Origin of the sequence: Nocardioides marinquilinus, assembly GCF_039543705.1 — a bacterium.
Lineage (GTDB): Bacteria > Actinomycetota > Actinomycetes > Propionibacteriales > Nocardioidaceae > Nocardioides > Nocardioides marinquilinus.
Genome location: NZ_BAABKG010000003.1, coordinates 360,285 through 373,532 on the forward strand (window position 1 = coordinate 360,285; position 13,248 = coordinate 373,532).

At 74.7% G+C, this 13,248-nt stretch carries 11 protein-coding genes; 2 read left to right on the forward strand and 9 right to left on the reverse strand.

What is annotated here, in order from left to right; all coding sequences use genetic code 11:
* Nucleotides 1-9 precede the first annotated feature (9 nt).
* The 3 genes from dxs to ABEA04_RS12795 all read right to left on the reverse strand — a co-directional run bounded on the left by dxs (nucleotide 10) and on the right by ABEA04_RS12795 (nucleotide 3,977).
* Nucleotides 10-1,947 (reverse strand): 1-deoxy-D-xylulose-5-phosphate synthase, encoded by a 1,938-nt coding sequence (gene dxs / locus ABEA04_RS12785; protein ID WP_345458917.1) that lies wholly within the window; start codon nucleotides 1,945-1,947, stop codon nucleotides 10-12.
* A 195-nt stretch (nucleotides 1,948-2,142) separates the two neighbouring features.
* On the reverse strand, nucleotides 2,143-3,105 hold the full coding sequence (locus tag ABEA04_RS12790; RefSeq protein ID WP_345458919.1) for an SMP-30/gluconolactonase/LRE family protein: 963 nt from the start codon (nucleotides 3,103-3,105) through the stop codon (nucleotides 2,143-2,145).
* Nucleotides 3,102-3,977 (reverse strand): NUDIX domain-containing protein, encoded by an 876-nt coding sequence (locus ABEA04_RS12795; protein ID WP_345458921.1) that lies wholly within the window; start codon nucleotides 3,975-3,977, stop codon nucleotides 3,102-3,104. The genes ABEA04_RS12790 and ABEA04_RS12795 overlap by 4 nt, the downstream gene beginning before the upstream one ends.
* 17 nt (nucleotides 3,978-3,994) lie before the next feature.
* Here ABEA04_RS12795 and ABEA04_RS12800 point away from each other — a divergent pair, with 17 nt between their 5' ends.
* Nucleotides 3,995-5,017, forward strand: coding sequence for a glycosyl hydrolase family 18 protein (locus ABEA04_RS12800; RefSeq protein WP_345458923.1), 1,023 nt, complete (start codon nucleotides 3,995-3,997; stop codon nucleotides 5,015-5,017).
* A gap of 13 nt (nucleotides 5,018-5,030) precedes the next feature.
* Here ABEA04_RS12800 and ABEA04_RS12805 read toward each other — a convergent pair whose 3' ends face one another.
* The 5 genes from ABEA04_RS12805 to ABEA04_RS12825 all read right to left on the reverse strand — a co-directional run bounded on the left by ABEA04_RS12805 (nucleotide 5,031) and on the right by ABEA04_RS12825 (nucleotide 9,551).
* A complete protein-coding gene (locus ABEA04_RS12805) occupies nucleotides 5,031-7,307 on the reverse strand; it encodes a DUF3376 domain-containing protein (RefSeq protein WP_345458925.1) in 2,277 nt (758 codons plus the stop codon).
* Between the two features lie 68 nt (nucleotides 7,308-7,375).
* Nucleotides 7,376-7,747, reverse strand: a complete 372-nt coding sequence (locus tag ABEA04_RS12810) for a hypothetical protein (protein WP_345458927.1) — start codon at nucleotides 7,745-7,747, stop codon at nucleotides 7,376-7,378.
* Between the two features lie 293 nt (nucleotides 7,748-8,040).
* The gene (locus ABEA04_RS12815; protein ID WP_345458928.1) at nucleotides 8,041-8,448 is read right to left on the reverse strand and encodes a YjbQ family protein; all 408 of its coding nucleotides are present in this window, start codon (nucleotides 8,446-8,448) and stop codon (nucleotides 8,041-8,043) included.
* Complete coding sequence (locus ABEA04_RS12820) at nucleotides 8,445-8,759, reverse strand: thiamine-binding protein (RefSeq protein WP_345458930.1); 315 nt, start codon at nucleotides 8,757-8,759, stop codon at nucleotides 8,445-8,447. The genes ABEA04_RS12815 and ABEA04_RS12820 overlap by 4 nt, the downstream gene beginning before the upstream one ends.
* A gap of 45 nt (nucleotides 8,760-8,804) precedes the next feature.
* The gene (locus ABEA04_RS12825) at nucleotides 8,805-9,551 is read right to left on the reverse strand and encodes a hypothetical protein (RefSeq protein WP_345458932.1); all 747 of its coding nucleotides are present in this window, start codon (nucleotides 9,549-9,551) and stop codon (nucleotides 8,805-8,807) included.
* Nucleotides 9,552-9,662: 111 nt separating this feature from the next.
* Between ABEA04_RS12825 and ABEA04_RS12830 the strand changes: the two genes are divergently transcribed.
* On the forward strand, nucleotides 9,663-10,352 hold the full coding sequence (locus ABEA04_RS12830; protein WP_345458933.1) for a Type 1 glutamine amidotransferase-like domain-containing protein: 690 nt from the start codon (nucleotides 9,663-9,665) through the stop codon (nucleotides 10,350-10,352).
* On the opposite strand, the gene ABEA04_RS12835 is transcribed toward ABEA04_RS12830, so the two are convergent.
* On the reverse strand, nucleotides 10,334-13,201 hold the full coding sequence (locus ABEA04_RS12835) for an aconitate hydratase (protein WP_345458934.1): 2,868 nt from the start codon (nucleotides 13,199-13,201) through the stop codon (nucleotides 10,334-10,336). The two genes, ABEA04_RS12830 and ABEA04_RS12835, sit on opposite strands and share 19 nt — an antisense overlap.
* Nucleotides 13,202-13,248: the final 47 nt, after the last annotated feature.

The following is a 13,248-nucleotide window of genomic DNA, read 5'->3' on the forward strand; positions in this document are numbered from 1 at the left end:
CGAGGGCGGCTAGCCGCGGGGCTGCTGCTCGACGTCGGCATCGGCGACGGCTCCCCCAGTGGCCGACCCGCTGAGGCCGTCGACGCCGGTGCTCATCTCCTCGACGATGCCGCGGGCCAGGTCCTGCGCGCCCAGGCCGATGCGCTCGAGGATGACGGCGCGGTTGGCGTGGTCGTGGAACTGCTGCGGGATGCCGTGGATGCGCACCGGGGTGGTGACCCCGGCGGCGACGAGCGTCTGCAGCAGGACGGCGCCGCAGCCGCCGATGACGCCGTTGTCCTCGAGGCTGACCACGAGGCGGTGGTCGCGGGCCAGCTCGACGATCGCGGGGTCGACCGGCTTGACCCAGCGGGGGTCGACGACGGTGACGCCGATGCCCTGGTCGCGCAGCCGGCCGGCCACCTGCACCGCGGTGGTGGCCATCGCGCCGACCGCGACGACCAGCACGTCGCGGGCGCCGTCGCGCACCAGGACGTCGGCCCCGCCGGCCCGGTCGACGGCGGGCAGGTCGTCGGGCGGCGAGCCCTTGGGGATGCGCAGCACGGTGGGTGCGTCGTCGACGTCGACGGCCTCGCGCAGCAGCTCGCGCACGCGGGTGCCGTCGCGGGGCGCGGCCAGGCGGAGGCCCGGCACGACCTGCAGCATCGACATGTCCCACATGCCGTTGTGGCTGGCGCCGTCGTCGCCGGTGACGCCGGCGCGGTCGAGGACGAACGTGACGCCGCAGCGGTGGAGGGCGACGTCCATCAGCACCTGGTCGAAGGCGCGGTTGAGGAAGGTGGCGTAGATGGCGACGACGGGGTGGAGCCCGCCCATCGCGAGGCCGGCGGCGGAGGTGACGGCGTGCTGCTCGGCGATGCCGACGTCGAAGGTGCGCTCGGGGAAGCGGGCGTTGAAGCCGTCGAGGCCGACCGGGTGCATCATCGCGGCGGTCATGGCCACGACGTCCGGGCGCTCGGCGCCGATGGCGACGACCTCCTCGGAGAAGAAGTCGGTCCAGATGCGGCCCTTGGGCGTGGCCTCGCCGGTCTCGGCGTCGAACGGCCCGATCTGGTGGAACTGGTCCTTCTCGTGCCGCTCGGCGGCCTCGTAGCCGAAGCCCTTGTGGGTGAGCGCGTGCACGATGACGGGGCCGTTGAAGCGCTTGGCCTGGGCGAGCGCCTGCTCGACCGCGACCCGGTCGTGGCCGTCGATGGGGCCGACGTACTTCAGGCCGAGGTCCTCGAACAGGCCCTGGGGCGCGAGCGCGTCCTTGAGGCCCTTCTTCATGGCGTGGAGCGCGTCGTAGGCGGCCGGGCCGACGCCCTTGACCGAGGTGAGCCGCTTCTTGACCAGGTCGAGGAAGTGCTCGTAGCGCGGGTTGGTGCGCAGGCTGGTGAGCGCGGTGGTGAGGCCGCCGACGGTGGGCGTGTAGGAGCGGCCGTTGTCGTTGACCACGATGACCAGGCGGCTGTCCTGGGCGATGGCGATGTTGTTCAGCGCCTCCCAGGCCATGCCGCCGGTGAGCGCGCCGTCGCCGATGACCGCGACGACGTGCCGGTCCTCGCCGCGCACCCGGTAGGCCTTGGCCAGCCCGTCGGCGTAGCTGAGCGAGGTGGAGGCGTGGGAGTTCTCGACGATGTCGTGCACCGACTCGGCCTGGCTGGGGTAGCCCGACAGCCCGCCCTCGGTGCGCAACCGGTCGAACTGGCCCGCGCGGCCGGTGACCATCTTGTGCACGTAGGCCTGGTGGCCGGTGTCGAAGACGATGCGGTCGTGCGGGGAGTCGAAGACCCGGTGCAGCGCCAGCGTCAGCTCGACGACGCCGAGGTTGGGCCCGAGGTGCCCGCCGACCTTCGCGCACGAGCGCACCAGCAGGTCGCGGATCTCGGTGGCCAGCGCCGCCAGCTGGTCGTCGTCGAGCCCACGCAGGTCACGCGGCTCGGTGATCGACTCCAGGAGGGGCATGTCGGCGAGTTTACGGGGGAAGTCGGCGGCGGGTGCCACGTCCGGGTGAGACGCGCGTCGCCCCGGTCGCAGGAGTCACCGGTTCACCGGCGACTCCTGACGTTCTCGGCCGAAGTTCCGGCTGAGAACGTCAGGAGCTACCGGGTATCCGGTGACTCCTGCCGCCGGTCCGGACCGGGGGCCGCGCCGGTGCGGTCAGAGGGTCAGGACGGCGACGGCGGGCTCCTCGAGGCTGCCGAGCCAGACGCGGCCGTCGTGCTCGCGGACGCCGGTGACCATGTGGTAGCCGCGGCGCTGGGTGTCGGGGTCGACCTGCACGTCGTGCACCAGCCGGCCGGTGTCGTCGTAGGCCTGCACACGCACGGTGCGCTGCGGCTGGGGCTGCAGCCGGGCGGGCACCTTCGTCGCGAGCCGCCGCAGGGCGACGGGGCCCGACTGCAGCCGCTCGACGACCGGGTCGGTGGGGCTGGCGATGGTGACCCAGACCAACCCGTCGCTGCCGCGGGCGATGTTGTCGGGGTAGCCGGGCAGGTCGTCGCACAGCAGGTCGCGCTGGCCGGCGCGCGGCCCGGTGAGCCAGTGCCGGACGACGGTGCGGGCGGCGGTCTCGGCCACGCACACAAAGTCCTCGGCCCGAGAGAGCGCGACGCCGTTGGCGAAGGCCAGGCCGTCGAGGACGACGTCCACCCGGCCGTCGGGGGCGAGGCGCAGAAGCCGCCCGGTGCGGGTGTCCTGCACGAAGTCGTCCTTCCACCGCTCGATGCCGTAGCGGGTGGAGGAGTCGGAGAACCAGACCGTGCCGTCGGCGGCGATCGCGGCGTTGTTGCAGAACCGCATGGGGACGTCGTCGACCTCGCCGGTCACCGCCTCGACCGCGCGCGCGCCATCGCGCAGGTCGACGCGCAGCAGGCCGCGGTGGGCGTCGCAAACCAGGAGCCGCCCGTCGGGGTCGAGCTCGAGACCGAGCGGGCGGCCGCCGGTGCGGGCGACGAGGTCGATGCGGGCGCCGTCGTGGCTGACCCGCCACACCGAGCCGTCGTCGGTGCCGGTGATCACCGCGCCCTCGTGCCGGCCCGACGGCACCACCACGACGTCCTCGGCGCCGTGCCCAGGCACGGGGTGCACGTTCAGCCGGACGCCGGTGGTGTGGTCGGTCATGCCGTCGCCCCCACAGCCCGGCGGTAGACGTCGGAGGCGACGAGGTCGGGCAGGATCACCCGCGCCGGTCGGCCGAGCAGGAGCCCGGCGGCGTCGTCGGGGTGCACGAAGACCATCTGCCGTCCCTCGTGGCACTCGACGCCGTCGTCGTCGAGGTCGGTGGCCGCGGCGTAGACCTCGAACTCGGCCGCCGGACCCTCGGCGCTCACCGGCAACCGCCAGCGCCCTACCAGCTCGAGCGCCTCGGCGGGCAGGTCGACGCCGGTCTCCTCGGCGAGCTCGCGCCGGGCGGCGGTGCGGTAGTCCTCGCCGGGCTCGAGCCCGCCGCCGGGCAGGCTCCACATCTCGGGCGCGACGACGGCGTGCTCGTCGCGCTCCTGCATCAGCAGCCGGCCGCGGGGGTCGACGAGCGTGGCGCAGGCGTAGCGGGTCTCGCCGACGGCGGTGAACCACAGCTCGCGGTGGAGGTCGCCGTCCACGACGTCGGGCAGCACGAGCGAGGCGGAGTGGGTCAGCGGCAGGTCGCCGAGCGTGGCGGGCTCGACGAAGACGATGCGTCGTCCCTCGTGGCACTCGACGTCGTCGTCGGTGAGGTCGAGCCCGGCGGCGTAGACGTGCACCGGGTCGGTGGTGCCGTACGCGGCGTGGAAGACCTCGCGCGTCGTCACGTGGCGCAGCGCAGCGGCGGGGACTTCGAGCCCGGTCTCCTCCCGCAGCTCACGGCGGGCGGCGGTCTCGACGTCCTCGCCCTCCTCGACGTGGCCGCCGCAGATGCCCCACCGCTCGGGGTCGATGGGCGCGTGCTCGTCGCGCTCCTGCAGCAGCAGCCAGCCGCGTCGGTCGACGATCAGCACGCAGGCGAAGGAGGGCACCGTGCCACGCTAGGCCCATGCGTCGAACCGCTCTCGCGCTGGTCGCGACCCTCCTCGTCGTCCCCGCGCTGCCGGCACCGGCCGGCGCCGCCGTCCGTCAGCCTGCGAGCCGCGCGGACGACGGCCTCGCCGTCACCGGCTACGCGCTCGGCAGCACGCCGGCCGAGGTGGTGCGGCGCGACGCCGACGCGCTGACCACGGTCACGATCGCCGCGGTGCCGCTGAGCGCCGACGGCCGGTCGGTGGGCGCCCCCACGCGCGACATGACGCGGCTGCGCGGCGTGGCGGCGCGGCAGGGGCTGCGCACCGAGCTGCTGCTCAGCAACTACAGCAACGGCCTCGGCGGCTTCGACGAGCGCCGCGCCCACCGGCTGCTGTCGAGCCCGGCGGCGATCCGACGCGTCGCCGAGCGGCTGGCCACCCTGGTCCGGAGCGGCGGGTGGGACGGCGTCAACGTCGACCTCGAGCTGGTGCGGGAGGGCGACGCCGGCGGACTGGTGCGGCTGGTGACGGCGCTGCAGCAGGCGATGCCGCCGGCCCGCACCGTGAGCATCGACATCAGCGCCAGCACCTCGCTGCGGTCCTACCGCGAGCGCGGCTACGCCCTCGGCGCCCTCGGCCGGGCGGTCGACGTCGTCCAGCTGATGGCCTACGACCAGCACGGCCCCGGCTGGTCGGGCCCCGGCGCGGTGGGCGCCCTGGCCTGGCAGCGCGCGTCGGTGCGGACGGCGCTGACCCGGGTGCCGGCGTCCAGGCTCGACCTCGGCGTCGCCGGCTACGGCTACCTGTGGCCGGGCGAGGGGACGTCGCGCCGCGGCCGCACCGTCAAGCCGGGTGGAGCCCGCGCCATGGCGGCCGCGGCCGGCGTCCGGCCGGTGTGGCACGCGACGGAGGGCGAGTGGTCGGCGCGGCTGCCCGACGGCAGCACGCTGTGGTGGGCTGACGCCCGCTCCTACCGCCAGCGCGTCACCCTCGCCCGCGAGCTCGGCCTGCACGGCCTCGCGGTGTGGCGCCTCGGGTCGGCCGACCCGCTGCCCTGACGCCTCGGCGAGATCAGTCGTCGGTGAGCGCGTCGACCCGCCGGTCGAGGTAGAACCGCACCGGCGCGGTGGCGAGGCGGGCCAGTCGCAGCTGCAGCCGGTCGCCGATGCCCGCGCCGGGCGGCACGTCGTCGCCGTCGACGTCGCGCGCCAGCACCCACTCCAGGAACGGTCCGGCGCCCGCCACCGTGCCGAGCACCTCGGGCACGGTGTCGATCAGCAGGTCGAGCGCGTCGCCGGGGCGGTCGGGGTCCTGGCCGAGGAGGGCGTCGAGCAGGTCGCCGGGCCCGGTGCGGTACGCGGTCTCCGCCCCCCGCGCGACGGCGGCGAGCACGGTCTCCCCCTCCGCCGGGGTCACCTCGGCCGCGGCGATCGCCCGCGCCAGTTCCTGGCAGGCGGGGTCGGCGGCGAACCCGGGGCCGACGAGGTACTCGCACAGCGCGCTCGCGCCGTCCAGCCGTCCCCACAGCCAGTCGTGCTCGCGGCCGGTGCGTGAGGCGAAGGCGCCGAAGTGGTTCCAGCGCTCGCCGTAGAGCTTGCGCGCCGGCCAGTCGCCGTAGCCGGTGGCCTCGACGGGCAGCAACGGCGCAGCCGCGGGCGTGACCTGGCGGTAGCGGAAGCCCGGCCGGTCGCCGGTGTCGAGGGAGAGGGCGCACGCCAGCACCTCGAGGTCGAGCGAGAGCTGCGCGAGCGTCGAGCCGTCGAGGCCGCCGTCCCACGCCGCGGCGACCGCGTCGGTGACGTCGGCGAGCAGCGCCGCAACGGTCGCGGCGGCGTCCAGCCCGGCGTGCACCTCGACCAGGGCCGCGAGCCGGACGGCGGGCGTGGCGTCGCCGTCGAGCAGGGCCCGCAGGCGCGACTCCTCCTCGCGGCGCAGCGTGCGCACGGTGCGCTGCGCCCGGTCGAGCGTGGCGAAGGCCGCGGTCAGCCGCGGCGTCGCGCGGCTGGCGAGCACCAGCGCCCGGCCCCACCAGCGCAGCACCCGCGCGGCGGCCGGCAGCCCCCAGTGCCAGGCGGCGGGGTCGAGGGTCGCGGCGCCCGGCACCACGGGCCAGGCGCGGCCACCCAGCTCGAGCGGGGGCGGCGGCTGGAGCCGGGGCGGGCGCCCGAGGTCGAGCAGCCACCGCTCGGCCTCCTCGAGCCGCCGCGCGCGGTAGGCGGGGAAGACCGCGAGGGCGGCCGTGCGGGCCGCGGCCGGCGTGAGCAGCGGTGCCGCCGTCGGCGACAGCAGGTCGGCCAGCAGGTGGTGGGCGCCGGCCCGGGTGAACGCGGCGCGGGCGAACGACTCCCCCAGCGTCTCGAGGTCGTCGCGCTGGTCGGGCTCGCGGACGGCGCCCACCACCGCGCCGAGCACCCGCGCGGCGTCCGGGGCCATGCCCGAGGTCCACGGCGCGCCCGCGCCCGCCACGCTCGGGGTGACGTAGAGGACGACGCGCTCGAACGGCGCCGCGACCGAGCGGTCGCGCAGCTCGTCGAGCAGCGGCTCGAACGGGGCGTTGTCGAGCACGCCGCCGTCGATCAGCCAGGTGGGCGGGTCGTCGTCGCGGCGGTCGCGGCGCCGGCCCCGCAGGGCGGCGCTCTCCCACACCGGCTCGAAGGCCACCGGGAACCCGGCCGACGCCCGCGCGGCCTGGGAGACGACGGGCGGGACGTCGTCCGGCTCGCCGCCGGGCGCCGCGGCGACGAAGTCGTCGGCCTCGACGGCACCGGTGGCGTCGAGGCGGCGCTGGAACCGGTAGACGCGGCGGCTGTCGACCGCCCACGCCTCGAGCCCGCCCTCGAGCCGGTAGCGGCGCGGAGCCGGCCGCAGCGCGGTGGCCGTGACCAGCAGGGTGCACTCGACGGGATCGACGCCGGGCTCGGGCACGATCGCGTCGACCACGCCCGCCACCGAGCGGGCGAAGTAGTCGCCGTCGAGCACCGACGGGGCGCCCTCGGGATCGGCCCGCAGCAGGGCGTCGCGCTGCAGCGAGGCGAGGTCGCCCCACACCGGCTCGAGGTGGGGCAGGGCCGCGCCGCGGGCGAGCGCGGTGGCCAGCAGCGTGCCGTTGAGGCCACCCGCGCTGGTGCCGGCGACGGCGTCCACCACGACCGAGCGGCCGGTCTGCTCGAGCACCACGCGCCACGCGTCGTGCACGGCCTGCTCCGCGGCGTCACGGGGTGGTGAGCCCGCGGAGGCGAGGCGCAGCCGGTCGAGCTCGTGGACGACGCCGCTCATCCACACCGCCAGGCTGACCCCGCCGTTGAGGACCAGCGCGAAGCGGGTCTCGGTCGTGCTGCCGTCGCTCACCCGGCCAACCTGGCAGCGATCACCGCCGCTGCCCATGGCCCGACCGGGTCACCCCGCCGGCCGACCGGTCAGAGCCGCGCCCGGAACCGGGTGCCGCGCAGCGCCTCCTCGACCAGCCCGACCTCACGGCGCACGCGCGAGAGCCGGGCGTCCTCGCTGAGCCACACCTCGATCGCGGCGTCGACCACGTCGTGCGGCGCCACGCCGCGCAGCGCACCACGGGTCTCGCTCAGCCCGCGCCGGCAGGCCGCCTGCATCGCCTCCACGTGCAGCAGCGCGAACCGCGCCAGGACGACGACGTGCTTGCGCAGCGCCGGGTAGCCGCGGTACTCCGGCGGGCACTGGTCGAGCAGCCACGCCTCCGCCGTCTGCTCCCACCGCTCGACGTCGGGCGCCCGGACGCCGGCGGGCCAGCCGGGCGGGGCGACGGACGAGGGCATGGTTCGGACTGTAGTCGAACACGTGTTCGCAGGCGACCGCTGGACCCGTCCCGCCGTTCGGGGACCTGACCACGGGGGGCCGGGGGTCTCGAGGCTCGTCGCCAGGGCTCCTCGCACCTCGACCACCGTGAGGGCCACCCCGACGACCTCGACCACCGTGGGGGCCATCCCGACGACCTCGACCACCGTGAGGGCCACCCCGACGATGGTCGAGGTGCGAGGCCGGCCACGGCCGAGCCTCGAGACCCCGCACCGGTCACGCCGACGTCCGCACCGACGGCGGTCACCGCCCGTCAGGACAGCAGGCTGAAGCGCACCTCGCGCACCACGTTGTCGACGTTGAGGTCGACGAGGCAGACGCTCTGCCAGGTGCCGAGCGCGAGGCGGCCGCCGAGCACGGGGACGGTGGCGTGCGGGGGCACGATGGCCGGCATCACGTGGGAGCGGCCGTGCCCGGGGCTGCCGTGGCGGTGGCGCCAGCGGTCGTCGGCGGGCAGCAGGTCGCCCAGCGCGGCGAGCAGGTCGTCGTCCGAGCCGGCGCCGGTCTCGATGATCGCGATGCCCGCGGTGGCGTGCGGCACGAACAGGCTGAGCAGGCCCTCCCGCTCACCGGTGCCGCCGAGGAAGTCGCGGCAGGCGTCGGTGATGTCGAGGACGACCTCCTCGCCGCCGGTGCGGAACGCGCGGGTCTCGCTGATCACGCCTGACCCTGGCCGGCCGCGAGCGCCGCCTCGAGCCGCTGCACCTTGCCGGTCAGCTCGCCGGTGCGGCCGGGCCGGATGTCGGCCTTGAGCACCAGGCTCACCCGCGGCGCGACGGCCGCGACGACGTCGACGGCGCGGCGGACGACGTCCATGACCTCGTCCCACTCCCCCTCGACGTTGGTGAACATGGCGTTGGTCTCGCACGGCAGGCCCGACTCGCGGACCACCCGCACCGCGGCGGCGACCGCCTCGGAGACCCCGCCCTCGTCGTCCCCGCCGGACGGGCTGATGCTGAACGCGACGATCATGAGACCCACGCTAGTCACGCGGGCCTGAGCCCCCGGGCCGGGCGGTCAGGCGCTGAAGACGTGGTACTCGTCCGGGCCGAGGAAGAAGCCCTGGGTGCGGCCGGGGTCGATGCAGGTGACGCCGACCCGCTGGGCCAGGCAGGTGATGCCGCTGGTCGAGGAGCGGGCCACGGAGTCGAGCGGCAGCCTCTTCGCGCCCGGCTCGCGGATGGTGTCGCTGTTGCAGACCGGCTCGGGGTCGCCGCCGCCGAACTCGATGCGGCCGACGTTCTGGCTGGGTCCGTCGTTGCCGCACACGGCGGGGTCGGGCACGCCGCCGCCGGCGAGCTCGCAGCCGGTGAGGAAGTCGGAGGAGAGCAGGCAGTAGATGCCCGTGGGGGTCTCGAAGCGGTCGAGGTCGACCGGCTCCTGGCCGAGGTCGTCGAGGCGCTGCTCGGCCTCGGCGTAGGTCGTCGCCGGCGCGTCGGGGTCGGCGGGCGGGGCCGGCGGGTCGGACGGCGGCGCGGTGGGCGGGTCGGACGGCGGCACGGCGGTGGTCGGCTCCGGGGTCTCGTCGGTCGCCTCCGTGGGCTCGGTCGACTCCGACTCCGACACCGACTCGGTGGGCTCGCTCGGGGCGGTGGGCTCGGTCGCGTCGGTGGCCTCGGTCGACTCGGTCGTCGGCGCGGTCGAGGTCTCGCCGGTCGGCGTCCCGGAGGCGTCGGTGGGCTCGTCGTCGTCGCCGCAGGCGCTCAGGGAGAGCGCCAGCACGCAGATCGGGACGGCGAGGGCGGCCAGGCGTCGACGCATCACCGGACCATCGTGGCACCGGCCCACCCCGCCGCCACGCACCCGGCGCGCGCGTCGCCGGGTCCTCCCCACGAACGAGGCCGCACGACCGGACGCCGCCCGATACTGGGCCCTGTGAAGCTGCTGCTGACCTCCGGAGGGGTCACGAACCCGAGCATCGAGCTCGCGCTGGTCGACCTGCTCGGCAATCCCGTCGCGGAGTGCCGGGCGCTGGCGATCCCGACCGCGACCTACGCCCACCCGTGGTGCACGCCCGAGCACGCCTTCCGGTTCGTGACCGGCGAGGGGCCCGGCGCGATGACGAACCTGGGCTGGGCGAGCGTCGGCGTCCTCGAGCTGACCGCGCTGCCCAGCCTCGACCGCGAGCGGTGGGAGGGGTGGGTGCGTGAGGCCGACGTGCTGCTGGTCGGGGGCGGCGACGTCCTCTACCTCGCGCACTGGCTGCGGGAGTCGGGGCTGGCCGACCTGCTGCCCGACCTCGACGACGTCGTCTGGGTCGGGCTGAGCGCCGGCAGCATGGTGCTGGCGCCGCGCGTCGGCCACGAGTTCACGCAGTGGCATGCACCGGGCGCCGACCCCGACGACGACACCACGCTCGGCCTGGTCGACGTCGCGATCTTCCCGCACCTCGCGCCCGACGGGCAGCCGGGCAACTCGATGGCCGAGGCCGAGCAGTGGGCGGCCAGCATCGGCCACGACGCCTACGCCCTCGACGACGCCGGCGCGCTGGTCGTCGTCGAGGGCGAGGTCACCGTCGTCTCAGACGGCGCGTGGCGCTTCTTCGCTCACTCCGCGTCGGACTGACCGTCGCGCAGGCTGCGCAGCACGTACTGCATGATCCCGCCGTGGCGGTAGTAGCTCGCCTCGCCCGGGGTGTCGATGCGCACGGTGGCCTCGAACTCGCTGGTCTCGCCGTGCTCCATGTCGGTGCCCGGCGCCGGCTCGACCCGCACCGTCACGGTGCGCGGCGTCTCTCCGTCGTTGAGCGCGGTCAGGCCGCTGATCGAGATCACCTCGGCGCCGGTCAGGCCGAGGTCGTCGGCCGTCTTGCCGTCGGGGAACTGCAGCGGGACGACGCCCATGCCGATCAGGTTCGAGCGGTGGATGCGCTCGTAGCTCTGCGCGATCACGGCGCGGACGCCGAGCAGCGCGGTGCCCTTGGCCGCCCAGTCGCGTGAGGAGCCGGAGCCGTACTCCTTGCCGGCGAGCACGACGAGCGGCGTCCCCGCCTCGGCGTAGGACTGCGCGGCGTCGTAGATCGTGGCGACCGGGCCGTCGTCGGCGGTGAAGTCGCGGGTGAAGCCGCCCTCGGTGCCCGGCGCCAGCTGGTTGCGCAGCCGGATGTTGGCGAACGTGCCGCGGATCATGACCTCGTGGTTGCCGCGGCGCGATCCGTAGGAGTTGAAGTCGCGCTGCCCGACGCCGTGCTCGGCGAGGTAGGTGCCCGCCGGGCTGTCCTTCTTGATGGCGCCGGCCGGGCTGATGTGGTCGGTGGTGACCGAGTCGCCCAGCTTGAGCAGCACCCGCGCGCCGGTGATGTCGGCGACCGGCTCCGGGTCGGCGGGCATGCCGTCGAAGTAGGGAGGGCGGCGCACGTAGGTGGAGTCGGGGTCCCACTCGAAGGTGTCGCCCTCCGGCGTGGGCAGCGAGCGCCACCGCTCGTCGCCGGCGAAGACGTCGGCGTAGCGGTCGCCGAACATCTCCGAGCTGATGGCCTCGCCGACGACGCGGTCGACCTCGGCCGGCGAGGGCCAGATGTCCTTGAGGTAGACGTCGTTGCCGTCGGTGTCCTGGCCGAGCGGGTCCTCGAACAGGTCGACGTCCATCGACCCGGCGAGGGCGTAGGCCACCACCAGCGGCGGGCTGGCCAGGTAGTTCATCTTCACGTCGGGGTTGATGCGGCCCTCGAAGTTGCGGTTGCCCGAGAGCACCGAGGTGACGGCGAGGTCGGCCTCGTTGACCGCGGCCGAGACCTCGGGGATCAGCGGGCCGGAGTTGCCGATGCAGGTGGTGCAGCCGTACCCGACGAGGTTGAAGCCCAGCTTGTCGAGGTAGGGCGTCAGGCCCGCGCGGTCGTAGTAGTCGGAGACGACCTGCGAGCCCGGCGCGAGGGTGGTCTTGACCCACGGCTTGCGCTGCAGGCCGCGGTCGACGGCGTTCTTGGCCAGCAGCGCGGCGCCGATCATCACCGACGGGTTCGAGGTGTTCGTGCACGAGGTGATCGCGGCGATGGTGACCGCGCCGTGGTCGATCTCGAACTCGCTGCCGTCCTCCAGGCGCACCCGGGTGGGGCGGCTCGGACGACCCTCGGCGTTGCCGGCCGAGGTGAGGTGGTTGCTCGGCGGGGCGGCGTCGCCGCCGCCGTTGCTGGTGGCGGGGTCGGAGGCCGGGAAGGTCTCCGCGACGGACTCGTCGTAGCCCGACTGGTCGCCGTCCTCCTCGACGTAGTCGGCCAGCGAGGAGCGGAACGACTGCTTGGCGTCGGTGACGGCCACGCGATCCTGTGGGCGCTTGGGACCGGCGAGGCTGGGGACGACGGTCGCCAGGTCGAGCTCGAGGCGCTCGGAGAAGCGCGGCTCGGCCTCGGGGTCGTGCCACAGGCCCTGCTCCTTGGCGTAGGCCTCCACGAGCGCGAGCTGCTCGTCGGGCCGGCCGGTCAGGCGCAGGTAGTCGATGGTCTGGTCGTCGATCGGGAAGACCGCGATGGTAGAGCCGAACTCGGGGCTCATGTTGCCGATCGTGGCGCGGTTGGCCAGCGGCAGCGCCGAGACGCCGGGGCCGTAGAACTCGACGAACTTGCCGACCACGCCGTGCTCGCGCAGCATCTCGGTGATCGTGAGCACCAGGTCGGTGGCGGTGGAGCCGGGCGGCAGGTCGCCGTTCAGCTTGAAGCCGACCACGCGCGGGATGAGCATCGAGACCGGCTGGCCGAGCATGGCCGCCTCGGCCTCGATGCCGCCGACGCCCCAGCCGACCACGCCGATGCCGTTGACCATCGTGGTGTGGGAGTCGGTGCCGACGCAGGTGTCGGGGTAGGCCACCTGCTCGCCGTCCACCTCGCGCACCATCACGGTGCGGGCGAGGTGCTCGATGTTGACCTGGTGCACGATGCCGGTGCCCGGCGGGACGACCTTGAAGTCGTCGAAGGCGCCCTGGCCCCAGCGCAGGAACTGGTAGCGCTCGCGGTTGCGCTCGTACTCGATCTCGACGTTGCGCTCGAAGGCGTCGGCCGAGCCGAAGACGTCGGCGATGACGGAGTGGTCGATGACCATCTCGGCCGGGGCGAGCGGGTTGATGCGGGACGGGTCGCCGCCCAGCTCGGCCATGGCCTCGCGCATCGTGGCGAGGTCGACCACGCACGGCACACCGGTGAAGTCCTGCATGATCACCCGCGCCGGGGTGAACTGGATCTCGGTGCTGGGCTCGGCGTCGGCGTCCCAGCCCGCGATCGCGAGGATGTCGTCGGCGGTGATGTTGGCGCCGTCCTCGGTGCGCAGCAGGTTCTCGAGCAGCACCTTGAGACTGAAGGGCAGGTTGGCGACGGAGCCGTCGCGCAGGTCGTCGCCCTTCACCGCGTCGAGGCGGTAGATCTCGTACGACGTGCCGCCGACGTCGAGGGTGCTCTTCGCGCCGAAGCTGTCCTTGCTGGCCATCTGCCGTCTCCTCGTGTGGTCCCGTGCTGGCGGACGTCGTCCATCCT